Below are 24,508 nucleotides of genomic sequence, written 5' to 3' on the forward strand. Positions count from 1 at the left end.
TTCATCCACAGGTCTTGACTATTGCTCCGCAGGCATGGATGCGCGCCCTCCGGGTCGCAACGTCCTGTCAAGGTTCTTTCGGGTATGGCGGCCCCTTCTTTGGTCCTGTATTGGTTAGCCTTCGCTTATCCGGGTCTCGTCAAGGAGTCAGCAGTGTCCAACGCCGGGCGGCAACTGGCCGCGATCATCGCCCTCGTGGGGCTGCTCGTTGCGGGCTGTGGGGGAGCCGGCGGCGACGCCGAGGGCCCTACGCGAAGCGTGCAGCACGCCATGGGTGTCTCCGAGGTTCCGATGAACCCGGAGCGCGTTGTCGTCCTCGACACCGGTGAGCTCGACTCGGTCCTCGCACTGGGGATCAAGCCGGTCGGGGCCGTGCGTGCGGACGAAGTGGCGGGGCCCCAGGCCTATCTCGGGCAGCAGGCTCAGGGGATCGAGCCGGTGGGCACCATCGAGTCGCCGAACCTCGAGGCGATCGTCGCGCTGAAACCCGACGTCATCCTGTCCAACAGCGTGCGGCATGAGGACATCTACGCGCAGCTGAACGAGATCGCCCCCACGGTCTTCGCCGGCTCGGTCGGCGAGTCGTGGAAGGAGAACCTCCGGCTGGCCGGCACGGCGCTGGGGAGGTCGGACCAGGCCGAGCGCATCCTCGCCGACTACGAGAACAAGGCGAAGCAGGTCGGCACGGCGTTCGGCGACCCGGCGCAGGTCGAGGTGAGCATGGTGCGGTTCATGGCGAACGGCATCCGCCTCTACGGTGAGGGCTCCTTCATCGGGACGATTCTGAGCGACGTCGGCTTCGCCCGACCGCCGATCGCGCGCACCGACGAGACGTTCGTCCAGATCGGACCGGAGCAGGTCTCGTCCGCCGACGGCGACCTGCTGTTCTACGCCGGTTACGGCAATGACGGCCTCGATGAGCAGGCGAAGCTGGCCGCCGGCCCGTTGTGGCAACGGCTCGGTGCGGTCTCGCGCGGCGACGCCCACCCGGTCAGCGATGACCTGTGGTATCTCGGGATCGGGCCGATCGCAGCGAACCAGGTCCTCGACGAGCTCCCGCGCTACGTGCCGCAGCCCTGATTCCCGGTCGACGCCGGGCCCGGGCGTCCGTCAACTGACGACGGCGAACCCGGGCCCGGCCAACGCCTCGGGGAGATGACGCTGTCGCACCACCGCCACGGTCGTCCGTCTAATCCCGGCGATCCGAGCGAGGGCCGAGCTGCCTGCCGCCGTCCGGCGACGGTGACCACCTCCGAGGAGGCGGTAAACGACCACATCCCGTGGCGTCTCGCCGATCGGTGACCGCCGCTCAGGCGAGTCGCTGCAGCGTGGCGCCACCGTCGGTGGAGTGCTCGACGCCACCGTTGGTCACGATCGTCAGTCGGCCTCCGGGCTCGGCGGTGATCGCTTGCGGTGGGCTCTCGGTGCCGCCGCGGCGCTGCCAGGTTGCGCCCTGGTCGGTGCTGGCGTGCAGAGTTCCGTCCGGTCCGATCCCGTACAGGGTGCCGTCGTCGGCCCATGCCAGGTAGGTCAGCAGCGGGCTGTCGGCGACGATGGTGAAGGTGGCACCACCGTCACGGCTGGCGATGACTCCGTTCTCGGTGGTGGCCAGGAGCCGGGTGCCGTCCCCGGGGGCCAAAGCGACGTCGAGGGCGGCCAGCGGGGCGCGTTCCTGCCAGGTTCGTCCGCTGTCGCTGCTGGTCATCAGCAGTCCGCGGGTGGCGTCGAGGCCGACGACGCTCGTGCCGTCGACGTCGAGAGCGTGGAAGTCGACCTGGCCGTGCAGGCTGACCGGCTTCCACGTCGCACCGCCGTCGGTGCTGCGGACCAGGCCGAGCGGGTTCGGCGTGCTGGTGTCCTGGGGGGCGGGGTGGCCGCTGGCCAGATACGCCGCCGGCCCGGCGACGGTGAAGCCCATCAGATCCGGCCCGCCGGTCTGTGGCGAGTCCTGGCGCGGGGCGAGTGTCCCCTCGGGGGTGAGGCCGAACAGACCGTGGTGGCCTGCGATGACGATGCCGCCGTCGGCGGGGTCGACCCCGACCCCGTGGATGTGACCGACCTGGCCGAACAGGCCGGCAGCGGTGGGGGAAGTGGCCGGCTGAGCTGGTCCGCCGCAGCCCGCCAGCAGTACGGCGATGCCTGCGGCGAGCAGGGCGTAGGCGGGGCGGGATCGAGTTCCGCAGCGGTGGGGGTTCGTGCGGCGTGTGGGACGTCTGTCGATCATCAGCAGTGGTGGCTCTTCTCTTCAGCCGGGTCGTGCTCCGGCAGCGCGGTGAGCTCGGCGGGCCGAGCCTTGAGCAGGATGTGGGGACCGTCGTGGCTGCGCGGTGGTTGGTGAGTCCGGTCCGGCGGCTCGGCGGTCATCGACCGTCGTCACATGCCGTCGGCGGTCGTAGGGGGGTGTGCGGGCAGGCAGCGCTCGCATCGCGCATCCGAGCAGGCAGCGCAGAACCGCCCGGCCGGGCTCGGATGTGGCGGCCGCGATCACGGCGGACAGCGGACCTCGGGCCACAGGTCGACTCGCGTTCTTCGCCATCGGACAGCCTCATTCGTCGATACGGGAGGGGGGTATGCTGGACACCGTATATACCCCCCGCCCGTATCGGCCCGAGGTGAGGGCGACCTGCTGGCGCCGGCTCACCCCGGCCGGGGGACTGTCAGCCGAGGAGCTCGCGCATCTCGGTGATCTCGGTTTCCTGGGTGTCGACGATCTGTCGGGCCAGTGCCTTCGCCTCCGGGTTGGTCCCGTTGGCGAGTTCGGTCTGGGCCATCTGCACCGCACCGTCGTGGTGGGCGATCATCATGTCGAGGAACATGCGGTCGAAGTCGGCGCCGTTGGCCTGCTCGATCCGGTTCATCTGGTCGGGCGTCACCATTCCGGCCATGCCGCCGTGGTCCATGCCGCGCATCGACCCGTGGTCCATCCCGGGCATGGCGCCCGGTGCGGGTGCGCCCCAGGCGGTGAGGAAGGCCTGCATCTTGGCGATCTCGGGGCCTTGGGCCTGCTCGATCTCGGTGGCGAGCCGGCGGATGTCGTCACTGCCGGCGCGGTCGGTGGCCGGCTTCGACATCTCCACGGCCTGCTGGTGGTGCGGGATCATGCCCTGGGCGAAGGCGATGTCGGCCTGGTTGTGCTCGGCCGAGATCGTCGGGCCGGGTGCGGCGGCGCTGGTCGGGGCGGGCACCGGGTTTGCGGGCGCGGCGCTGCCGACAGGTTCCCCACCGCCGCAGGCGGTCAGGACGAGGGCAGCAGTCAGTGCTGTGGCCGCGGCGGCCACGTTGATGATCTTCATGTGTGGTTCTGGCTCTCCGTGTCGGAACGGGTGATCGGGCCGGGTGATCGGGCCGGGTCCGACGCTCTGTCGCGCCGGGGGCCGATCAGGTCCGCATCACGCAGAGCTGAGCGAGTCTTCGAGGGACCGGCGGTGGTCGCTGGGCCGGCATGTCGCGGGCCCGCTGCCGGGCCGGGGTGACCGAGACCGGGAGCATCAGGCGCCCGAGGAGCAGCCACGCCGCGACCAGCGCGAGCCCGACGGCGGCCAGCACCGCCAGGCACAGGTGCAGCAGGTGGGTGTCGTGCTCGCCGTGGTCGGCCGACATCGGGTGATGGGTGGCCGCGGCCGGCACCGGTGCAGATGGCGCGGTCGCGGCGTCGGCTCGGTGGTCGGTGGGTCCGGCCACGGATGCCGCGATCGCAACCTGATGTCCGGTATCCGTGGCGGGGGCGGTAGCCGGGACGACGAGCGCGTGCATCCCGACGAGTCCGAACAGGACAGACCCGATCAGCAGCACCAGCTGCAGTCCGTGTCGCCTGTTGCCCATGTCGACCATGATACCGGCGTGGCTGCGCCGCCCGTGCAGGCCGTGCGCGCCGTTCATGTCGATGTATCGACCACGGCCAGGACCACACCTGCACCCACGCCGAGCAGCAACGACACCGCAACGGTGCCGGACGGGGCCCACCGCGCCCACGGTGCGCGACCGGGTCCCCGATCGCTCGTGGCCGACGGGGCCGGCGGTGCCGTGGTCGTCGTCGGGGGGAAGGCGGGTGCGATGACGCGCCGGTAGTAGAACAGCGAGGCGACGGTGTTGAGCACGGCGAGCGCGACCAGCCAGGCCAGGCCACCGTCGACGGCCGCGGTGAACACGGCGAGCTTGCCGAACAACACCGCGGTCGGGGGGCCGACCAGCCGGAGCAGCGCGACGACGAGGGCGATCGCGAGCAACGGGCCGCGGCGCGCCAGTCCGCGGTGCCCGTCGATGCTGCGCTGGGCGGTGGCGGCGACCACGGCGAAGGCGGCCACGTTGGTGACGGCGTAGCCGGCGAAGTAGAACCCCACCGACGCCTGCGCGTAGTACTGGTGCAGCTGCCCGGTCTGCGGGTGCCGGGCGACCCGGCCGAGCGCGCGAGCGCCGTCGGCGATCCCAGTCAAGGCGCGGGCGCCGCCGCGTTCGCCGTGCGCGGTGACCAGTGTGGCCAGCTTGGCGGTGGCGCGGGCCGCGCCGGCGGGGATGCGATGGTGGTGACCACGGCGAACCCCATCGCCATCGCGGTCACCACCGCCACCACGATCACCTGACCGTCGGAGGCCCGTGCGAGACCCTGCACCGGCGGCCGGCCCAAAGCGTCGGCGCCGGTGCCGGACCGTTGCTGCACTGGTCCCGGGCCGGGGGCGGCCCGATAGTGCCGCGGTTCTGCCGGGACCGGTGGTCTGCGGGGCGCCGCGTGCCGGCTGCCGGTCGTCGGCGCCGCGGTCACCGTCGGGGCGCCCGCGTTGGCCGGGCTACCACCGTTCGGGTTGTGGGTCGGGAAGGACGCCGTGCAGGCCGCGACAACGTCGATCTCGCCGGTGTTGTATGTGGCCGGACTGGTCGCGGGGTGGACCGCGGCGTTCTACGCCGGACGGGCGCTGTGGTTGGTCTGGCGCCCCGCCGCCGGTCCGGTCACCGGCGCCCGGCCGAGCCGCCTGGCAGCCCGGCCGTGACGAGTGTGCCGGCCGGTGAGGTCGACGACATGTCACGGTGCTTCAGCTGGCGAGCCGCCGGTGTGGAGGGGGCTGTAGTCAGGTTCGGGGCGGTGGTGTCGGGAGTAGAGGGCGACGGCTTCGAGCTGGGAGTGGACGCCGAGTTTGGTGAGTACGCCGCGGATCTGGGTGCGCACGGTGGCCACGGACACGGTGTAGTGCGTGGCGATGGCCTGGGCTCGCCGTCCGGCAGCCAGTAGGTCGAGGATCTCGTGTTCGCGGTCGGTGAGGGCGGAAAAAGCGGCGTGCAGGTGGTGGTGCTCGTGCTGGTGGCGGTGGTGGTGGTCGATCAGGTCGCGGCGCTGGGCCTCGGGGTGGACCGGGCGGCCGGTGAGGGCGTCGCGGAGAGCAGCCAGCAGGGTAGTCAGCGGCGCGGTCTTGGGGATGGCGCCGGCGGCGCCGGCGGCCAGGGCGGCGCCGACCCGCTCGGTGGGGGTGTTGTCGGCCAGCGCCAGCACCTGCCAGCCGGATGCCCGCAGCGGCTGCACCAGCGCGACTGCGTCGATCCGGTGGCCGGCGGGGTCGCGGCCGAGTTCGAGGTCGAGCAGCACCAAGCCGCTTGTGATCAGTCGGGTGGCGGCGAGAAGTTCCTTGGTCGAGCGGATCGGGTGAGTGCGCGCGTCGTGGCCGGCGACGCGCAGGCTGCCGGCCAGCGAGGAGGCCACCAGCTGGTGGTCGTCGATGACCCAGATCGTCGCGGCTGGTGCTGGGGCGCGGGGTGTCCCGGTTCGGCCGGGCCCCGACGGGTGGTCGACGACGCGACTCAGGTCGGCTGCCTGGGCGTGGGCGGGACCTGGGTGTCGGGTCGGAGGCGAGGCTGGAGCAATGGCGGGGAGGTTGGGGCCCGAGGTCGCGGTCATGAGGCCGGCTTGGCTGCTGCCGGCACGCTGGCGGCGCGGCGCCCGTTCTCCGGTGCCACCGCACGCGTCGTCGCCGGGCGCGCGCTGAGAGCCCGCTGCCCACGGGTGGCGTTCGGGGTTGGTGACCGGGTGGCCGCCGTCGTCAGGGGCGGTTCCGGGGCCAGGGCTGGGGATGGGGATGAGGGCGTGGGTGGCTGCCTCAAGGGTGGGGAAGGTGTCGAACTCGGCGAGGAGCTGGCGGGCGTGCAGGGGAAGCAGGTGCAGGCGGGCACCGTAGCCGGACAGGGACACGGTGATCGAGCGCCGAGCCGCGGTGTAGGGGGCGTGGCGCAGCGATGCCAGCCCACCGCGCTCGAAACTGGTCACCGCATCAAGGTCGATCACCATCTGGGCGGTGTCGGCGTAGCCGGCGGCGACCAGCTCGAGCTGGGCATCGAGCAAACGCAGCACCCGCGCCGCAGCTGTCGGGTCGAGTCGCCCGGCCACGCGGAACCCGCAGCCGCGGGTGCGGCGCCTCCACAATGACGTGCACGGTATCGACGGTGTTCGTGACGCCGCCGGTGGTTCGGGTGGTCTCGGTGACGGTTGATGCTTGTGGTGGTGTCGGCGTCATTGCCGGGGTCCGGGACACGGACGGCCCCCTTCTGCGCCGGGGCCGCCCGCTCAGCGAGCCCGGGGCATCGAGATGACAGGAGTCGATGCCCGCCGGGGTCTGGAGCGGTCCTTTGTAGGTACACAACCGGCTGCGGCCCGTCGACCGCCATTCGGCCCCAGACCGGCTCCGTATTGCGCCACCCCCACCCGTCCGACCAGGCCACCCTGATCGATCAGTTGCACACCGCGGTGAGCAGCCGAGTGATCATCGAACAGGCCAACGGGATGCTCTCCGAACGGTTCGGCCTCGCCCCGGACCTTGCGTTCCGGCTGCTGCGCCACTACGCCCGCGACCACAACCGCCGGCTCACCGAGCTGGCCGGTGCCGTGGTAGCGGCCGCATAGACCTGCCCCGGCCCGAGCCCCACACCTGCTGCTCCGGGGGGTCTTCATCGGCTCCACAGGATTGTCGATTTGCGGGGTGGCCGGGACCATCGGCGTGGGACGGTGAAGGTCACGCCGCCGTCGCCGGGGGGAGCAACGGTCGGCCACAAGGTCGGGGGCCGTCTCAGGTGACGGCTCCCGGCCGTGGTCTGCGTCGGGTGAGGGTGCCGTCCCTCGGCCGTCAACCCCCCGAGCACGGGAGGGCGCATGGACGCACAGGCGGGGTGGCTGCAGGTGCGGACCGGTGAGCTGCCGAGGCGTTCGGCGGGTGCGCCGACACGTTGGTGGCCGGGTTCGATTTCGTGGAGTTCCTGCTGCGGCTGCGTGATCGCTGTGTGCGGCCTGCGGGGTCGTCAGCAGCGCGACGATGGAGACGGCTTCGCCACAGTGCGGGCAGGCTCTGGTGGCGACCGCCACTCGACTCCGTGAACCCCGGGGCAGCCCACCCAGCCGCGGGTCAGCCCGCCGAGCCTGCGGGTCACGCGGTCGAGGGCCTCGACCAGGTGCGGGAAGTCCTCGGACTCCGGCCAGTACCGCCCGCCAGCAGCCCGAGTGCGCCAGCGACCCGACCAGCAGGTGCGCGCGCCCCGAGACTCCACGACGCCGGCGGATCAGGGAGCTTGACCCTAGTCCCACTGGGTCTCCTCACCCGGCGGATGCATGATCACCGTGTTGGCCGCCGCTGAGCGTGCAGACGACGGCGTCATTGAGGGTGCAGACGTCGGGGACGTGATCAGGCCCCGTCGGCGGGGTGCCGGACGGGGCCTGGTCGTCGAGGTGGCGCGGTGGTCGTCAGGGCGCCGCCTCGGCGACCGCGGCTCGGGTGGAGGACTCGTCGACGATGGCCTTGTCCGCGGCGAACGCGGCGACGAGGGCCTGGAGCGCGAGGTTGTTCACCGCGCGGGGATAACCGCGGCTGGTCTGGTGGATCAGCGCGGCGGCGTCGTCGGAGAACAGGGTGTCGGACCGGCCACGCGAAGGCGAACATGCCGCGCAGCCGCTGCACGGCATCGGGGCCGCCCCAGTAGTGGAACGCCGCGACCGATGACCTCGCCGTCGCCCTCGGTGGCGGACGCGGCGTCGTAGCCCTCGATGAACTCGTGGCGGAGCTCGAGCTTTATCAGAATCCGACTCGTTGAGCTCAAGGCGCCGCCTCCGGTAGCGTGGAGCCGGCCACGCCGGCTTCGCTCCCTACCACCTCCGGCCCGGTCGCGGCCGCCGGTGCCGACTACCCGGCCCCAGCCGTCTGGACGGTGTGCCATCTCTCCAGGGCGGATCCAACGGCCGCGGTCCCAAGATGACGCGCTCGATCAGTTCTGGTGGTCCCCGCCGGATTCGGCTTCCTCGCGACCGCGCTGCGTGTCACGGAGTACCTGGCGTCGCTCGCGCTCACGGTAGCTGTAGGCGGCCTCACGGATCGAGTCCTCGCTTTCGAAGCCTGATCCGACGGCGCCGGCCACGGTGGCCGCTGCCGTCACCAGCAATATGACAATCGCGTAGGCGCCTACACCAAGGTTCGGCCCGACGTACTGCCCGAACACCTCCGGGGTGAGCACGACCACCGCCGCAAGCAGGTTGATCGCGTACAGCGCCACATACATACAGCCGACGCCGATGACCAGGGTCAGCACCGTAGAGGCGTTGAAGAGCAGAGCCTGCTCACGCTCCTGGGCTGGCCGACCCGTGGTGTCTTCCCACAGGTGATGATAGACGATCAGCCAGCCGACCATGATCATTACCGAGCCGAGCACGGCAGCCACGAGCTGCACGGCGGTCATGGTGGCAGCGAGCTGCCACACGGTAGTGCTGATCAAGTAGAAGGCGCTGAAGGCGAAGGCGCCGACCAGCGGTCCGGTCAGCCCGTACACAAGCCGCCAGGGTCGGTTGTCACGGACCATGCCGATGAGCAGCCGGACGCCGCCCCGCGAGGCCAACACCCGCGCGTCGACGCCGTCCTGATTTGGGGTGATCCGCCGGAACTGGTGAGCTAGGGACGCTGGCCGACGCTTGCGATGTTCTTCGGAGTGATCGCTCGGTGCGCCCCGGCCCCGCAGATCGGCGATGAGCTGTGCCACCACACCGCGAACCCGCCGTCGCAACGCCATCGCGCCGAACGCGGGCAGTGAGAGGACGACCACCCGGCGGCTGTTACTCAGATCGGCCACGATGGGCTGCTTGCCATCCCGAAGCGGCAGGTCTGTGAGGCAGACTGCCACGTCCCAGCCGTGTTCCTGCATACGCGCGCTAGCGACATCCATCATCGCGGTGTGCCGGCTGTCGCTGGAAGGCAGCTGATCCCGGTGCACGTCAACCTGCCAACGGTCGGGCACCAATTGTTCGGACAGCACACCCGGCAGGTCTTCGGCAAGCTGATACGCCACCTCGATCGGGGCCGGCGACGGGTCGGCGATCACACCCACCACCAAGGGCCGCGGCTCGCTGGGTTGCTCGGCCATTGTCGATTCCTCTCGCAGCTCGGACTGAATCGTCCTGGACGGTGGAGAGGCTCTGATCTGATATGTAGGCCGGTTTGTCAAGTGGGCAGGGTGAGGCGGTGTCCGCGACCGTCGTCGTGGACACCGCCTCGGTTGCCGGACGGGTGTGGTGGTGGCGAGCGTGTCGGTGTCGACGCGTCGTCAGTCTGATATGCGCGGGTTGGTTACCGCAGGACGGTCTGTTCGGCTCGAGCGGTCCGCGGGTCTAGAGATCGAGCGTGGCCCCACCTCCGCTCCCCGGCGACGGGTTGGGGGAGTGGGCTGCTCATAGGTCAGTCGCGGGTCTGCTCGCAGGCGCTGCCGTCACCACCAGTGGGCTCATCCGGACATCTGTGGTCCTCGCCGGGGTGGTTACTCGTCGAGGACGGCCAGCGACCAGGACCAGCCGGCGAGCTCGCGGGCGATCGCGGTGTTGGCGACCACGGCGCGCTTTTGGCGGGTGTCGAAGCCGGCCCAGCGGGAGTGCAGGCGCCGGTTCGCCCGTTGGGCGCGATCCCGCGCGGCCGGGCTCGCCTGGTCCTGACGGCGACGCAGTCCGACCCCGGCCCGCAGCGGCTTACGGTGGTGCCAGGCGGCCTCGATCAGCAGGCGGCGGGCGTGTCCGTTGCCTGTCTTGGTGATCGCGCCCTGCGACCGCGACGCCCCGGAGGAGGACTCGGTGGGCACCAGGCCGAGGTAGGCGCCGATCGAACGCCCGGTCAGCCGGTGCCAGTCCCCGATCTCGACGGCGAGCCCGAACGCGGTCAACGTCGAGACCCCGCGCAGGCAGCCCAGCCGGGTTACCACCGGGGTGAACTCGCTACTCGCGGCCATCTCGGTGATCGCGGCGTCCAGGCGCTCGCGCCGCGTCAGCGTGGCCAGCAGGGTGTCGTAGGCGATGTCGAAGGCCAGCCCCAGACCCGGCGCGGTGAACACCTCATCCCGGCGGCGCTCGCGCAGCCACTGATCGTGGATCCCGGTCCAGGGCTTACCGCCGTAGTAGACGATCCCCTGGCGCAGCAACAACTTCGAGAGTCGGTGCCGGGCCGACATCAGGTCCCCGCGCACGTCCTCCCGCGCCCTCACCAGGTCCCGCGCAGCTTCCTGTTCCACGCTCGGCACGGCGACCGCGACGATCTCGTCGAGGTGCAGCAACCGGGCCAGATGCCGGGCATCACGCTGATCGGTCTTGACCCGGTCCCCGGACGGGCGTTGCAGCTTCGACGGCGCCGCGACCTGGCATTCGATCCCCGCCGCGGCCAGGGACCGGGCCAGCCCGAACCCGGTCGGCCCGGCCTCGTAGGTGACCGCCACCGGGCCTGGCAGCGACCGCACCCACGCGGCCACATCACCGTGATCCGGGGTCAACCGACGCTCGAACAGCTCCCCGGTCCGCCCGTCGAGCCCACACGCCACGACCGAGCGCGCGTGCACGTCCAACCCGACACTCGTACGATTCGCACTCACTGGGGCCTCCCACATCTGTGGCTCTACCGCCAGGACCCACTCCTGTCGGCAACCCACGTTCACATGCGGGAGGCCTCAGCCCAGGCCTCCATACCGTCTAGCAAGGAGACTGGACCAGTGCCTGCACCTCGGAAGTTCGATGCGGAGACGCGTGAGCGCGCCGTGCGCCTGTACACGGGCCGTCTGCGTGATTGAATCGTCCTGGACGGTGGAGAGGCTCTGATCTAGTACTGCAACGGCACTCCGGCGTGTCGTGAGAGGCTGATGTCTGTCCGGCGGTGATGATCACCGCGTGGTTGATGTTGCTGGGTGGGTCGCGTCGTTGGATGCGGTGGTGGAGCTGATCGCCGGACGGTTCCGGCGGGTCGAGCCGCGCCGCCGGGTCGGGGCGTATCTGCGCGGGCTGCTCGCGGGGTTGGAGCGTAAGAACGGTTGGACGTTGGCCGAGCACGCCGGCGCGGGGTCGCCGGACGGGATGCAGCGGCTACTGCGGACCGCGGACTGGGATGTCGACGGGGTGCGTGATGACCTGCGTGGATACGTGCTGGATCAGCTCGGGGACTCGTCCGGGGTGTGGATCGCCGACGACACCGGGTTCATCAAGAAGGGCGTGCGCTCGGCCGGGGTGCAGCGCCAGTACACCGGCACCAGCGGGAAGATCGACAACTGTCAGCTCGGGGTGTTCCTCGCCTACGGCAGCTCGCGGGGTCGGGCGCTGGTCGACCGCGAGCTGTACCTACCGACCTCGTGGACCGAGGACGCCGATCGGTGCGCGGCGGTCGGGGTGCCCGCCGAGGTGGGGTTCGCGACCAAGCCGCAGCTCGCCCTGGCCATGCTCGCTCGCGCGCACGACGCCGGGGTCCTTCACGGCTGGGTCACCGCCGACGAGGCGTTCGGGCAGAACCGGACCTTCCGCTCCTGGCTGGCCGCCCGCGCGGTGCCGTTCGTGCTCGCCACCCGCAGCGACGACAAGCTGACCTGCCCCGACGGGCGCCGCCACCAGGCCAAGCACCTCGCCGCACTCGCTGGTGCCGGGGCGTGGGAGCGACGCTCGGCCGGTCCGGGTGCGCACGGCGAACGGCTCTACGACTGGACCGTCCTCGCGCTGCACGTCACCGCGAAGGCCGACGGACTCCCCGCCGGGTGGGGCCACTGGCTGCTGGTCCGCCGCCAGATCGACCCGGAACCGGGCAAGGACCCTGAGCTGGCGTTCTACCGCTGCGCTGGCCCCGCGGCGACGCCGGTGCCCGAGCTGATCCGGGTCGCCGCGGCCCGGTGGGCGATCGAGGAGTGCTTCCAGACCGCGAAGAACGAGGCCGGGCTCGATCACTACCAGGTTCGCGGGTACCGGGCCTGGTACGCCCACGTCACCCTCGCGATGCTCGCCGCCGCCTACCTCGCCGCCACCCGCGCCCAGGAGGCCAAAAAGGGGGACCCGGACTCGGTCACGACGGGCTGATCCCGTTGAGCAGCAACGAGATCCGCCGCCTGCTCGCCAACCTCGTCCTCGCCCCCGTCGTCTGCGTGAGCAGCGCGATCAGCTGGTCGAACTGGCGCCGACGCCGCCAACACCAGGCACGCGAGTGTCACTACCGCCGTCGAGGCCACCGACCGCCGTGAGCACGAACTGCCGTTGCAGTACTAGCAAGGAGACTGGACCAGTGCCTGCACCTCGGAAGTTCGATGCGGAGACGCGTGAGCGCGCCGTGCGCCTGTACACGGGCCGTCTGCGTGATCACGGTGAGTCCAAGCTGGCTGCGCGCCGGCACGTAGGTGAGTTGCTGGGAATCAACCCGGCGACGATCCGGAATTGGGTCGAGGCAGAGTATGACCCGTCGGTGACAGCGGGGCCGACGGTTGCCGATCCCGATCCTGAAGAACTGCGGCGGTTGCGGCAGGAGAATGCAGAGCTGCGGCGGGCGAACGAGATTCTGAAGACGGCGAGCGCGTTTTTCGCCCAAGCGGAACTCGACCGCAAACTTCGCTGATCTGCGAGTACGTTGACGGTCATCGTGACCGTTTCGGAGTCGAGTCGATTTGTGCCCTGCTGAGCGAGTACGGGATGCAGATCGCTCCGAGTACCTACTACAAGTGGCGAGTGTGTCCAGTGCGGCCGGCTGAGCTCGAGGAAGCGTATTTGGTGAACGCGATTGTCGATCTGTTCCGGAAGAACAAGCGGGTGTACGGAGTGCGGAAGTTGTGGCGCGCGGCCCGTCGTGCCGGCTTGGATGTGGGGCGGGATCAGGTCGGCCGACTGATGCGGATCGCGGGCATCCAAGGGGTGCGGCGCGGGTCGCACCGGGTGGTGACCACGACTCGTGACCTGCGGGCGCCGCGGCATCCTGACCTGGTCGGCCGTGGCTGGAGTGCGCCGACGCGCCCGGATGCGATTTGGGTAGCGGATTTCACATATGTGTGGACTGCGGCCGGGTTCTGCTATGTGTCGTTCGTGACTGACGTGTATTCGCGTCGGATTCTCGGGTGGAAGGTGTCGACTGCGAAGACGACGCCACTGGTGCAGGGCGCGCTCGGGCAAGCGTTGGCGACGCGACGTCGCGAGTCGGCCAACTTCACAGCTGACGGGTTGATTCATCATTCGGATGCGGGATCGCAATATACTGCCCTGGCGTTTACCGAGGAACTTCGCGAGGCGGGTATCGCAGGCTCGATCGGGACGGTCGGAGATGCGCTCGACAACGCGTTGATGGAGTCGACGATTGGTCTGTATAAGACCGAGTTGGTCGGACCGTACGCGGTCGACCGGAACTGGGACGGACTGCGCGAACTCGAGCGAGAGACGGCCGAGTGGGTTCGATGGTATAACCAGGAGCGAATCCACTCATCCATCGACTATGATTCGCCTATCGAGCGTGAAATGTTGTATGCTGACACGGTCGCCCAACGGGGCGAGGCGGCCTGAACCTCAGCCTCTCGCGAACCCAGGACGGTTCAGCTACCCGAACGCCTGGCGATGACCGCGACCCACCGCGACCCACCGCGACCCACATCGGCGCCGAGACCCTCGACTACAGCCGCACCGACGTCGGCGCCGAACTACGCGAGCGCACCGGCGGCCGCGGACCCGACGTATGCATCGAGGCCGTCGGCCAGGAAGCGCACACCCACGGCCCGGAATACCTCTACGACCAGGTCAAACAACAGCTACGCCTGGAGAACGACCGCCCCCTCGCGATCCGCGAGGCAATCATGGCCTGCCGCAAGGGCGGATCGGTGTTCTCCCTCGGGGTGTTCGCCGGACTGGTCGACAAGTTCCCGCTCGGCGCGCTGATGAACAAAGGCCTGACCCTGCGCGGCGCCCAGCAGCACGGGCAGCGCTACCTCCCGATGCTGCTCGACCGCATGTCCCGGGGCGAGATCACCACCAGCCACCTCGCCACCCACGTCATGTCGTTGGACGAGGGCCCCCGCGGCTACGACATCTTCAAGAGAAAGCAGGACGGCTGCGGCCGCTCGGTCTTCCAACCCTGAGACCTCCCGACCCCGACGGCGTCCGCCGCCGGGCCCTCCATCGGCGCGAGGAGAATCGTGTACACCCACACCCAGCGGCTGCAGTACCAGGCCGCCCCCGATCGGTCCGACCCGGTCTATGCGGCCAAGCTCCAGGAACTCATCGGCGGTCAGTACGGCGAGATCACGGTGATGATGCAGTACCTGTTCCAGGGGTGGAACTGCCGACTGCCCGGCAAGTACAAGGACATGCTCCACGACATCGGCACCGAGGAGATCGGCCACGTCGAGATGCTGGCGACCATGGTCGCCAGACTGATGGAAGGCGCCCCGCTGGACAGTCCCGGCCACGACGAGGTGTCCGACCCCACGGTGGCCGCGGTCATCGGCGGGATGGACGTCCAGTCCGCGATCGTGGCCGGCGCCGGCGGGCGGGCGGTCGATTCCCGCGGCAACCTGTGGAACTCCGGGTTCATCACCTCCAGCGGCAACCTGATGGCCGACTTCCACTCGAACGCCAACGCCGAGATGCAGGGCCGACTCCAGGCCGCGCGGCTGTACAACATGACCGACGACCCCGGCGTACGCGAGATGCTCGCCTTCCTGATCGCCCGCGATCACATGCACCAGAACCAGTGGCTGGCCGCGATCGAGCAGCTCAAGACCGACGGCATCGAGGACCTACCCGTTCCGGGAGCGTTCCCGCTCGAACGTGAGACCGCTGAGGTCGGCTACCAGTTCATCACCTTCTCCGACGGGGAAGCCTCCACCCAAGGCCGCTGGGCCGGTGGCGCCGCCCCGACGGCACCGGGGAACTCAGCGCCGTGCCCGGGCCCCATCCGGTCGACGGTGTGCCCGGTCCACCGCGCAGCGACCCTCGACTGTTCGCCACCACCACCCCCGACCTGGAGCTTCCCGGCTCCCGCGTGGGCGCCGACGCGGAAACCGAACGCTAGCTGCAGTACGCCGCGCAGTGAGGTGATCACCCATGACCGTCAGCGAGACCACCACGCCCACAGTGGTCGTCGGCCTGCTCGCTGACCCCGATCTGCCCGCCGAGTTCTCCGAAGACCTCGCCCGGGAGTTGCCCGACATGCTCGGTCGGGAGACTGGCGGGCGGGCCCGGTGGCAGGTCGACACCGTCACCCACGCCCTGGTACTCGACCAGCACGGCACGTTGCCCTCGGTGCAGATCGGACAACGGGCCATGATCGATCAGGGCTGAGACCTGGTCATCCTGATCACCGAGCTGCCCCGACGCGCCGGCACCCAACCGATCATCTCCGACTACGGAGCCGACACCGGTGGCTGGTGTCGCTGCCCGCGCTGGGTGGCCTGGGGCTGCGCCGCCAGGCCCGCAAGGTGCTGATGCACCTTCTCACCGAGCACCTGATCGCCAAGCCCCTCGGCGAGGGGGCGGCCACGGCCGAGCCGGCCAACGCGACCACCGGCCGCTCGGGCTCGGCGCCCCGGTCGAGCACATCAGCTCCGGCGACGAGGGCATCGACATACACCTCGCACTCAACGGCGCCCACGGCCGGCTGCGTCTGCTCATTGGCATGGTCCGAGCCAACCGGCCGTGGCGGCTGGTGCCCAACCTCTCGCTCGCCATCGCCGGCGCGGCCGCGGGCGCCGCGTTCGGAGTCTTCTACTCCAACATCTGACAGCTCGCCGACGCGTTCAGCACCGGGCGGCTACTGCTGGTCAACGTCCTCGCGCTCCTGGCGATGATTGCCTGGTTGATCATCGACAACGGCCTGTGGGAACGACCCTCCAGCAACCGGCTGCGCGCAGAAGCGGTGCTCTACAACGCGGCCACCGCGCTGACCATCACGGTCGGTGTGCCCTACATGTACCTGCTGCTCTATGCCGTCACCCTCGCCTCGGCCGTGGTCGTCATCCCACCCACCTTGCTCGAATCCACCCTCGGACACCCCTCCGGTCCCGGTGAGTACGCGATCATCACCTGGCTGTCCGCCTCGATGCACCATCGCCGGCGCCCTCGGTTCCGGGCTGTCCAGCGAGGACGCCGTCCGCCAAGCCGCCTACAGCCGACGCGAACAAGAACGACGCGCCCACCTCGCGTCCGAAGACCCGGAAACCGACAGGGGCGAGCCATGACAGCACCGCAGCCGGGGCTGTCGCTGCGTGTATACCGAGCCTCACCGCGCTGCCGGGTCCGACTGCGCGGTGACCTCGACATGGCGACCGCACCCGCGCTGCGCACGCTGCTCGATCAGCTACGCGCGGCCGGAGTACTTTCCTCGCCCTGAACCTGGCCGAGCTCGAGTTCCTGGGCGCAGCCGGCGTGCACACGTCCACCCAGGCCGACCGACAGTTGGGACTGCCCAGACTTCGCCGCGGCACCAGGCGCCCATTCGCTCCACGGCGGTGGCCACCGAGCCGTCGTCCTCGGCCAGGCGCGCTCCCTGGTACGGGTTCCGGTACACGATCCGACCGTCGAAGCTGATGTGGTCCAGGTCGAAGCCCTCGAGGTTCAGATCGATCCCGGTCTGGCGCCGCACCAGGTGCGACTCGACCGCGGTGACCGGGTCGGCCAGGCGGACGACCCGGTCGTCCACCAGCTCCCCTTGGCTGCCGCGCACCACGATCCGGTTGCTGCGCAGTGGGTTGAACCACTGGTTGTCGGTGAAGTCGTACAGGCCCGACCCACCCTCTCCGACGTCGATCGTCGCCAGCGTCGTCGCGGCCGGCGCTGGCTCGGCGCCGCCCGTCCAGCCTCCCGGGACAGCGGGTCGGCCATCGGCGTGGTGAGAGCGGCACCTCAAACCCGTGCCCCGTATACCGATCCGCGTGTGGGGACGCAGCGGAGACGCTGAGCGTCGCAGCGGGTATGTCTGCGGTGATCGTCAATGGGGCCTGTCTTCAGACTCAGGGGGTGCGTGGCCGGGTGTGTGTTGGTCGGTGATCGTGAGGTAGACGCGCCCGCCATGATCGATGAACTCGGTGGACTTCTCGTCCATGCCCGCTTCGATGGCCTCGACGCTGGTCAGGCCGTGGGCTTCGGCGTAGTCCCGGACGTCCTGTGTGATCTTCATGGAACAGAACTTGGGCCCGCACATGGAGCAGAAGTGCGCCGTCTTGGCGGGCTCGGCGGGCAGCGTCTCGTCGTGGAAGGCGAGCGCGGTGTCCGGGTCGAGGGAGAGATGGAACTGGTCGAGCCAGCGGAACTCGAAGCGTGCCTGGCTCAGCGCGTCGTCCCGGGATTGGACACGGGGGTGCTCCTTGGCCAGGTCCGCGGCGTGGGCGGCGATCTTGTAGGTGATGACGCCGGTCTTGACGTCGTCTCGGTTGGGCAGCCCCAGGTGCTCCTTCGGGGTGACGTAGCAGAGCATCGCGGTGCCGGCCTTGGCGATCGTCGCCGCGCCGATCGCGGAGGTGATGTGGTCGTAGCCCGGCGCGATGTCGGTGGCCAGCGGGCCGAGCGTGTAGAACGGCGCCTCGTCGCACCACTGCTCCTCCAGCTGCACGTTCTCGGCGATCTTGTGCATCGGGATGTGGCCGGGGCCCTCGATCATCACCTGCACGTCGTGGGCGCGGGCGATCTGGGTGAGCTCGCCGAGGGTCCGTAGCTCCGCGAGCTGGGCGTCGTCGTTGGCGTCGTTGATCGATCCCGGCCGCAGCCCGTCACCGAGGGAGAACGTGACGTCGTAGGTTCGCAGGATGTCGCACAGCTCCTCGAAGTGCGTGTAGAGGAACGACTCCTGGTGATTGGCCAGGCACCACGCCGCCATGATCGACCCGCCCCGGGAGACGATCCCGGTCAGCCGTTTAGCGGACAGCGGCACGTAGCGCAGCAGCACGCCGGCGTGGACGGTCATGTAGTCGACGCCTTGGTCGCACTGCTCGATCACGGTGTCGCGGTAGATCTCCCAGGACAGCTTCGCCGGGTCGCCGTCGACCTTCTCCAGCGCCTGGTAGATCGGCACCGTCCCGATCGGCACCGGGGAGTTGCGAACGATCCACTCACGCGTGTTGTGAATGTCGCGGCCAGTGGAGAGGTCCATCACATTGTCGGCGCCCCAGCGGGTTGCCCACACCATCTTGTCCACCTCCTCCTCGATGGAGGAGCTCACGGCGGAGTTTCCGATATTGGCGTTGATCTTCACCAGGAACTTCTTGCCGATGATCATCGGCTCGGCCTCGGGGTGGTTGCGGTTGGCCGGGATCACCGCCCGGCCGCGCGCCACCTCCGAGCGCACCAGCTCGACGTCGACGCCCTCGCGGATCGCGATGTAGCGCATCTCGCGGGTGACGATGCCGGCCCGGGCGTACGCGAGCTGGGTTACCGCGCCGTTCACCGGCTCGCGCTCGGCGACCCACGACGCCCGCAGTGCGGGCAGGCCCGCGCGCAGATCGATCGTGGCCGAGTCGTCGGTGTACGGGCCGGAGGTGTCGTAGACGTCGTGGTGCTCGCCGTTGCTGAGTTCGACCCGGCGTACCGGTACCCGCAGGTCGTCGGGGCCCTCGATGTACACCTTGCGCGAGCCCCGGATCGGGCCCGTCGTGACCTGGGGTTCGACCGTACGATCGTGCAGAGCCGTCATGGCTGTTCCTCCCTACGCCGGCATTACCCGGACAGGTTCAGCGGTCGGCGGCGCCGATCTCTCGGTGCACGAGAGAAAAGCCGCCCTCTCAGCCCGCTCACGCGCGAGCTCCCGTGGCTATGAAGATGTCGCCGAGAAGGGGTCCTCGACGTTCCTGCAGAACCCTAGCCACTGCACCCTGACACACACCACCCACTCGGCGCACGAGTGTGGCCGGCATCGGCGCTGACGTCCTTGCCAGATAGCCGCTGCGCTGGGCCCGATTGGCTCCCGCGTCCGCCCTGTCGCACCCAGAAACGGTTCACTACTGTCCACGGCGGAGGCGCGCCGCCGGCCGCGCTTTGACCAGACGCACACCCGTCCCGGCTGCGATCCCGCGGACGCCGCGCCGGCGTGGGCCGTCCTCGCGGGTGGCAGGGGGCAACTCGGCGATCAGCGCCCCGGCCACTGACGTTGCAGTGCGGCTTGACCGCGCCGATCCTCTGCCGGGGGAGGAGTGGTCGCCGGGACGGCGACCGTCGGGCCTCCTGTGGTGGAATCTGGCTGCCCTCCGAGTGCTCCCGGTCATACGGGCCGGAGCCCCGGGGTCAGCCGCGAGGGTCGCGTTCGGTCCGTTCGCGACGGAGCCGGTCGAGGTCGTCACCGGCGAGCGCGGTCCAGAACCTCAGTGCAGCGTGCTCCATCTCCAGGCCCAGCTCGAGAGTGATCATGCGCGGCTCGGCCCATTCTTCGCGGCCGTGCCGGGCGACCATGTCCTCGTAGTCGGCGATCCGTTCCTCGTGTTGGCGGATCTGCTCCTGGGCGAGCTTCCCAACGTCGTCCGGGGAGCCGGCCTCGTTGAAGAACAGTTTCAGCTCGGCGACGTCGCGCATCTCGAAGTGCTCGGGTGTGGGCGCTGCGAGCCACTCGCGCAGCGCGGACCGCCCCTCGCTCGTAAGGGAGTACGTCTTGCGTCGCCTTCCGCGATCTTCTGTGTCCAGGGCGAGCAGTCCGGCCTGGGCGAGCCGTTCCGGCTCGGAGTACAGCTGTGCGTGCGGGAAGTGCCAGAAGTAGCCGACGGATCGGCTCACCGCCCGCTTGAGGTCGTACGGCGTCGAGGGCCCGCGCAACGCGATCATGCCCATGACCAGATACGACGTCGTGGACAGTCGCATCTGCTCTCCCCCCCCGTGGTGGTCGGTGCTCCGCATACTCTAAACCCGGGGCGCCACTGGGCAGGAAACGCGGCTGTACGGCCACCTCGCACCAAGCAGGGCTCATCGAGCGGCGGTGTGTGTCAAGGACCCCGGAGTCGACTTCCACGCCGAACCCGGCCCGGCGGGCGGCCGCACCCGCCCATCGGCGTCCAGTGTGTACGGGCTGGAGACCATCGGCCGGGCACACCTGGGCGCACCTGCCTGAGGAGTGCGCCCGCCCCGCAGCGGGTGGTCAGTAGCTCGCGGCGTAGCACATTTGACCCTCTTTTTCCCGATGTCCTTATTTCATTCCCGGTGTGCCCGGAGGTGCGTGGGCCAGGTGGTCGACAAGAACGGCATCGCATATCGACTCGATTGCAGTGCGGGCGTTGTCCCCCGTGCGACCCGTCTCCCGGGGGGCGCACCGGGTCGGCGGTCGGTTCGGCGAGATCTCGGACTTGCTCACCATACCGTATGAACCGTATGGTCTGAAACAGACGAATGACGAGGAGGTCCGATGGACCTGGTGACGACACTGCGGTGGGCGGTCGAGCGCCACCCCGGCCGGCCTGCGGTCAGGGGAACCGGCAGGTGCCTCTCATACCGGGAGTGGGACGCGCGGACCGACCGCCTGGCTGGGGCCCTGCGCAGCTTGGGCGTGGCGCCGGGGGATCGCGTGGGCCTGGTGATGCACGGGGGTGAGCAGCTTGCGAGCCTGCACCTGGCCGTGCAGAAGCTTCGTGCGGTCTCGGTGCCGCTCTCGACCCGGTTCGGGGTCGAGGAGCTCGGGTACTGCCTGGGTGATGCCGACGTTCGCTTGGTGATCGCTGACCCTGCGCACGCTGAGCGTGTCGCTGCTGCCGGCAGGAGCGAGCTGCTGCGCGACGTGGCAGCTGTGGACGAGCTGGCGGCCCGTCTGGACGACCCGGTCTGTGTGGTCCCGGACGGCGCGGATCTCAGCGTCATGCTGTACACCTCTGGCACCACTGGTAAGCCGAAGGGCGTCCCGCGCACGCACTGTGCCGAGCACCACTCCGCCGTGGCGCACGTGATGCAGACCCGGCAGCGGCAGGGCGTCGCGACCCTCGGTGTGATGCCGCTGTTCCATACGATGGGCCTGCGCACCCTGCTCGCCTCCATCGTCGTCGGCGGCACATGGGTGGGACAGTCCGCGTTCGACTCGGACGAGTCGATGCAGCTAATCCTCGACGAGAACATCGGCTCCCTGTACCTGGTGCCGACCATCTACTGGTCGCTGCTGCGCACCGGCCGGCTCGGCGAGGCCCGGGCGCTCGACAACCTGGCCTATGCCGGTGCCGCCATGACCCCGTCGCTCGCCGAGAAGTTGGTCGAGCAGGTCGCACCGGCCTCGTTCGTCAACCATTTCGGCTCGACCGAGATCTACACCTTCACCATCGGGCCCGACGTCGCCGCCAAGCCCGGCTGCGCAGGTCGCGCGGGGCTGTTCTCCCGGGTGCGGCTGATCGCCCCCGACGTCGGCGCCCCGGTCGACGAGGAGGTCGCGCGCGGGACGCAGGGGCAGGTGATCGTCTCGATGGCTTCGCCCGAGGCGTTCGGCGGTTACTGGCAGCGGCCGGACGCGAACACCAAGGCCATCCGGGATGGCTGGTATCACACCGGTGACCTGGCCATCGCCGACGAGGACGGCGACCTGTGGGTCTCCGGTCGCACCGATGACATGATCAACTCTGGTGGCGAGAACATCTACCCGGACGAGGTCGAGGCAGTCCTGGCCCGCTGCCCCGGGATCGACGACGTCTGCGTGGTCGGGCTCCCCGACGAGCGCTGGGGACACGCGGTGACCGCGTTCGTGGTCCCCGTCCGCGGCGCCGACCCGCTGGCCACGGCCGATCAGGCCCTGGCCTACGCGCGCCAACACCTGCCCTCGCTGAAGCGGCCGAAGCGGGTGATCGCCGTGGACTCGGTCCCGCGGTCCGGGGTCGGCAAGACGCTGCGTCGCACGCTCGTGGCCGGCGAGTACAGACCGAAGGGAGAATCGCGTGCCTGACGATGCCCAGAACTGGGTCCCCAGCAGGGACGAGGACGCCGCGCTGGTCACCGGCCGCGGCGCGTTCCTCGACGATCTCGACCCGCTCCCCGGCACGCTGGTCGCCGCCGTCGTGCGATCCACCCGCCCGCACGCCCGGCTGCGGTCGGTCGATCTGTCCCGGGCCCGTGCCCACCCGGGGGTGGCGGCGGTGATCGGCCCGGAGGAGGTGCGCGCCGCACTGCGGCCGTTCCCGCTGTCGACCGGGGCGGTCATGCCGTACCTGCCGACCGGCGTGGACAAGGTGCGCTTCGTCGGTGAGCCGATCGCCGTCGTCGTGGCCTCGGATCGGTACGTCGCCGAGGACGCCGCCGAGCTGGTCGCCGTGGAGTACGACCAGCTCGGCGCAGTCACCGAGGCGCGTGCGGCGTTGGAGCCGGACGCACCGCTGCTGCACGATGATGCCGGGTCCAATGTCGCCACCGACCGCACCTTCTCGTTCGGCCCGGTGGAGGAACGGTTCCGCGATGCCGCGCACGTGGTGACCGGCAGGTACGACTTCCCGCGCTACTCGTCGGTGCCGATGGAGTGCTATTCGGTCATCGCGCACTGGACCGAGGGCAACGACGGCCCGTCGGTCGAGTCCTGGGCGAACTTCCATGGACCGTTCTCGATGGTGCCGGTCATGGCCGGCGCGCTCGGGGTACCGACGTCGCGGGTGCGGTTGCACGTACCTGCCGACATCGGTGGCAGTTTCGGGATCAAGGCGGGCATCTACCCCTATGTGGTTCTGATGGCGCTCGCCTCGAAGCACGCCGGTACCCCGGTCCGGTGGGCCGAGGACCGCGTCGAGCACCTGATGGCGAGTTCCACCGGCGCGGACCGGGCGATGACCTTCTCCGCCGCCGTCGACGCCGACGGCACCGTGACGGCCCTGCGTACCGATCTGATCGACAACGTTGGCGCCTACCTGCGCCCGCCGGAGCCCTCCACCCTCTACCGCTGCTACGGCAATATCACCGGGCCCTACCGCATCGATGCGGTCGAGATCCGGGCTCGTGCCGTGGTCACGAACACGATGCCGACCGGACTGAACCGGGGCTTCGGCGGCCAGCAGCTCTACTTCGGACTGGAGCGGCTGATGGACGCGGTCGCCTCGGCGACCGGTCTGGACGTCATCGAGGTGCGTCGACGGAACCTGGTGTCCTCGTTCCCGCACGAGACGGCGACCGGTGGCGTGTACGACTCCGGTGACTACGCCGCGGCGCTCGACCTCGCGGTGAAGAACGCCGACCTGGTCGAGCTGGAGCGCCGGCGCGCGGCCGCCCGGGCCGAGGGCGCCTTCTACGGCATCGGTACCGCACTGGTCGTCGACCCGTCCGGCACCAACATCGGCTACGTCGGCCTGGCCACCCCCGCCGAGGACCGCAAGCCGGGCCGGGACAAGTCCGGCTCGACCGAACACGTCCGGATGTCGGTGGACCTGCAGGGAATCGTGACCGTGCTCCTGGGGTCGGTCCCGCAGGGCCAGGGGCACGCCACGGTGGCGCGGAAGGTCGCGGCGCAGCGGCTCGGGCTGCCACTCGCGCAGGTCCGGGCGGTCGTCGACATGGACACCGCGACGACGCCGTGGACGGTTACGTCCGGTTCGTACTCCTCGCGCTTCGCGCCGCTCGTCACGAGCGCGGTCGTCGCCGCGGCGGACACCATCGCCGCCACCGTGAAGGCGGCCGGGGCGACCCTGCTGGAACAGGCCGACCCCGCCGAGCTCACCCTCGCCGAGGGGAAGGTCGTCCACCCGGACGGCCGCTCGGTCGCCTTCCGGCACGCGGCGGGTGTCGTCCATTGGGATCCGGCGTCGCTGCCCGACGGCGTCCCGGCCCGCCTTTACGCCGAGGCCGAGTTCTCCCCGCGAGAGACCCGGGCCGCCACCGCGGACGACCGGATCAACTCCTCGCTCTGCTACGGCTTCGTGGCCGAGATCGTCGCTGTGCGCGTCGACCCGGAGACGCTCGAGATCGCCATCGACCGGGTCTCCTCGGTGCACGATGCCGGCACCGTGCTCGACCAGACCTTGCTCGACGGCCAGGTGTACGGCGCCCTCCTACACGGTCTCGGCGGCGCCGCCTACGAGGAGTTCACGCACGCCGACTCCGGTCAGCCGACGGCGGCGACGTTCCTCGACTACCTGTGCCCGACCAGTGCCGAGGCCGGATTCGACCTGCGTACCGACCATGTGGTGACCCCGTCACCGCTGACCCCGCTCGGCGCCAAGGGCTGCGGAGAGGGATCGTCCATGAGCTTTCCGGTGGCCTACGCCAACGCCGTCGCCGACGCGCTGGCGCCCCACGGGATCGACATCACCCGCCTGCCGCTGCACGGCGAGGTACTCCACCAACTGCTCACCGAGAAGGAGAACTCCTGAC

General features: G+C 69.9%; 21 protein-coding genes, 1 pseudogene and 1 other annotated feature. Of the genes and pseudogenes, 11 read left to right on the plus strand and 11 right to left on the minus strand.

The annotated features are described in order from the left end of the window. The first annotated feature begins 153 nt into the window (after positions 1-153). Entirely contained in the window at positions 154-1,080 is a 927-nt protein-coding gene (locus tag JOF36_RS12195) for an ABC transporter substrate-binding protein (protein WP_307862337.1), read from the plus strand. 229 nt (positions 1,081-1,309) lie between these two features. Here JOF36_RS12195 and JOF36_RS12200 read toward each other — a convergent pair whose 3' ends face one another. The 5 genes from JOF36_RS12200 to JOF36_RS12220 form a co-directional block, all read right to left on the minus strand. Then, complete coding sequence (locus tag JOF36_RS12200) at positions 1,310-2,224, minus strand: F510_1955 family glycosylhydrolase (protein ID WP_210026855.1); 915 nt, start codon at positions 2,222-2,224, stop codon at positions 1,310-1,312. Beyond that, entirely contained in the window at positions 2,224-2,364 is a 141-nt protein-coding gene (locus tag JOF36_RS12205; RefSeq protein WP_210026857.1) for a hypothetical protein, read from the minus strand. Before JOF36_RS12205 ends, JOF36_RS12200 begins: the two co-directional genes overlap by 1 nt. 293 nt (positions 2,365-2,657) lie before the next feature. Beyond that, on the minus strand, positions 2,658-3,293 hold the full coding sequence (locus JOF36_RS12210; protein WP_210026859.1) for a DUF305 domain-containing protein: 636 nt from the start codon (positions 3,291-3,293) through the stop codon (positions 2,658-2,660). Between the two features lie 85 nt (positions 3,294-3,378). After that, complete coding sequence (locus JOF36_RS12215) at positions 3,379-3,822, minus strand: DUF6153 family protein (RefSeq protein WP_210026861.1); 444 nt, start codon at positions 3,820-3,822, stop codon at positions 3,379-3,381. A gap of 53 nt (positions 3,823-3,875) precedes the next feature. Beyond that, entirely contained in the window at positions 3,876-4,433 is a 558-nt protein-coding gene (locus JOF36_RS12220; RefSeq protein WP_245350802.1) for a proton-conducting transporter transmembrane domain-containing protein, read from the minus strand. A gap of 387 nt (positions 4,434-4,820) precedes the next feature. Between JOF36_RS12220 and JOF36_RS12225 the strand changes: the two genes are divergently transcribed. Beyond that, positions 4,821-4,985 carry a hypothetical protein gene (locus tag JOF36_RS12225; RefSeq protein ID WP_210026863.1) on the plus strand — a complete coding sequence of 55 codons (165 nt, stop codon included), beginning with the start codon at positions 4,821-4,823 and terminating at the stop codon, positions 4,983-4,985. Between the two features lie 32 nt (positions 4,986-5,017). Here the strand turns inward: JOF36_RS12225 and JOF36_RS40835 are convergent, their stop codons facing one another. Then, positions 5,018-6,370, minus strand: a complete 1,353-nt coding sequence (locus tag JOF36_RS40835) for a LuxR C-terminal-related transcriptional regulator (protein ID WP_307862338.1) — start codon at positions 6,368-6,370, stop codon at positions 5,018-5,020. Positions 6,371-6,472: 102 nt separating this feature from the next. Between JOF36_RS40835 and JOF36_RS40065 the strand changes: the two genes are divergently transcribed. Beyond that, positions 6,473-6,883 (plus strand): ANTAR domain-containing protein, encoded by a 411-nt coding sequence (locus JOF36_RS40065; RefSeq protein ID WP_210026864.1) that lies wholly within the window; start codon positions 6,473-6,475, stop codon positions 6,881-6,883. An 831-nt stretch (positions 6,884-7,714) separates the two neighbouring features. Here JOF36_RS40065 and JOF36_RS12240 read toward each other — a convergent pair. From JOF36_RS12240 to JOF36_RS12250, 3 genes are all read right to left on the minus strand, one after another. Next, positions 7,715-7,933, minus strand: coding sequence for a hypothetical protein (locus JOF36_RS12240; protein ID WP_210026866.1), 219 nt, complete (start codon positions 7,931-7,933; stop codon positions 7,715-7,717). 299 nt (positions 7,934-8,232) lie between these two features. Next, on the minus strand, positions 8,233-9,378 hold the full coding sequence (locus tag JOF36_RS12245) for an MFS transporter (RefSeq protein ID WP_210026868.1): 1,146 nt from the start codon (positions 9,376-9,378) through the stop codon (positions 8,233-8,235). 390 nt (positions 9,379-9,768) lie between these two features. Then, the gene (locus JOF36_RS12250; RefSeq protein ID WP_307862211.1) at positions 9,769-10,863 is read right to left on the minus strand and encodes an IS110 family RNA-guided transposase; all 1,095 of its coding nucleotides are present in this window, start codon (positions 10,861-10,863) and stop codon (positions 9,769-9,771) included. Between the two features lie 292 nt (positions 10,864-11,155). Between JOF36_RS12250 and JOF36_RS12255 the strand changes: the two genes are divergently transcribed. The 6 genes and pseudogenes from JOF36_RS12255 to JOF36_RS12280 all read left to right on the plus strand — a co-directional run bounded on the left by JOF36_RS12255 (position 11,156) and on the right by JOF36_RS12280 (position 16,604). Next, complete coding sequence (locus JOF36_RS12255; RefSeq protein WP_210026869.1) at positions 11,156-12,322, plus strand: IS701 family transposase; 1,167 nt, start codon at positions 11,156-11,158, stop codon at positions 12,320-12,322. 202 nt (positions 12,323-12,524) lie between these two features. Further along, a protein-coding gene (locus JOF36_RS12260) for an IS3 family transposase (protein ID WP_307862339.1) occupies positions 12,525-13,783 on the plus strand; the annotation gives its coding sequence in 2 pieces (ribosomal slippage) (positions 12,525-12,825 and positions 12,825-13,783; 1,260 coding nt in all). Next, positions 12,809-12,940: a sequence feature (AL1L pseudoknot), on the plus strand. It overlaps the preceding gene by 132 nt. A gap of 287 nt (positions 13,784-14,070) precedes the next feature. Then, on the plus strand, positions 14,071-14,352 hold the full coding sequence (locus JOF36_RS38880; RefSeq protein WP_245350803.1) for an MDR/zinc-dependent alcohol dehydrogenase-like family protein: 282 nt from the start codon (positions 14,071-14,073) through the stop codon (positions 14,350-14,352). Between the two features lie 57 nt (positions 14,353-14,409). Beyond that, positions 14,410-15,287 (plus strand): annotated as a pseudogene (locus JOF36_RS12270) (manganese catalase). Positions 15,288-15,319: 32 nt separating this feature from the next. After that, positions 15,320-15,556, plus strand: coding sequence for a hypothetical protein (locus tag JOF36_RS12275; RefSeq protein WP_210026871.1), 237 nt, complete (start codon positions 15,320-15,322; stop codon positions 15,554-15,556). 892 nt (positions 15,557-16,448) lie between these two features. Further along, complete coding sequence (locus tag JOF36_RS12280) at positions 16,449-16,604, plus strand: STAS domain-containing protein (protein ID WP_210026872.1); 156 nt, start codon at positions 16,449-16,451, stop codon at positions 16,602-16,604. A 597-nt stretch (positions 16,605-17,201) separates the two neighbouring features. Here the strand turns inward: JOF36_RS12280 and thiC are convergent. Both thiC and JOF36_RS12290 read right to left on the minus strand, forming a co-directional pair. Beyond that, positions 17,202-18,899, minus strand: a complete 1,698-nt coding sequence (gene thiC, locus JOF36_RS12285; RefSeq protein ID WP_210026873.1) for a phosphomethylpyrimidine synthase ThiC — start codon at positions 18,897-18,899, stop codon at positions 17,202-17,204. Positions 18,900-19,486: 587 nt separating this feature from the next. Next, positions 19,487-20,053, minus strand: a complete 567-nt coding sequence (locus tag JOF36_RS12290; RefSeq protein WP_210026875.1) for a PadR family transcriptional regulator — start codon at positions 20,051-20,053, stop codon at positions 19,487-19,489. 538 nt (positions 20,054-20,591) lie between these two features. Here JOF36_RS12290 and JOF36_RS12295 point away from each other — a divergent pair. Together JOF36_RS12295 and JOF36_RS12300 are read left to right on the plus strand one after the other, a co-directional pair. Next, positions 20,592-22,103, plus strand: a complete 1,512-nt coding sequence (locus JOF36_RS12295; RefSeq protein ID WP_210026876.1) for a class I adenylate-forming enzyme family protein — start codon at positions 20,592-20,594, stop codon at positions 22,101-22,103. Then, positions 22,096-24,507 carry a xanthine dehydrogenase family protein molybdopterin-binding subunit gene (locus JOF36_RS12300; protein WP_210026877.1) on the plus strand — a complete coding sequence of 804 codons (2,412 nt, stop codon included), beginning with the start codon at positions 22,096-22,098 and terminating at the stop codon, positions 24,505-24,507. The genes JOF36_RS12295 and JOF36_RS12300 overlap by 8 nt, the downstream gene beginning before the upstream one ends. Position 24,508 lies beyond the last annotated feature (1 nt).

Source organism: Pseudonocardia parietis (assembly GCF_017876315.1).
GTDB lineage: Bacteria > Actinomycetota > Actinomycetes > Mycobacteriales > Pseudonocardiaceae > Pseudonocardia > Pseudonocardia parietis.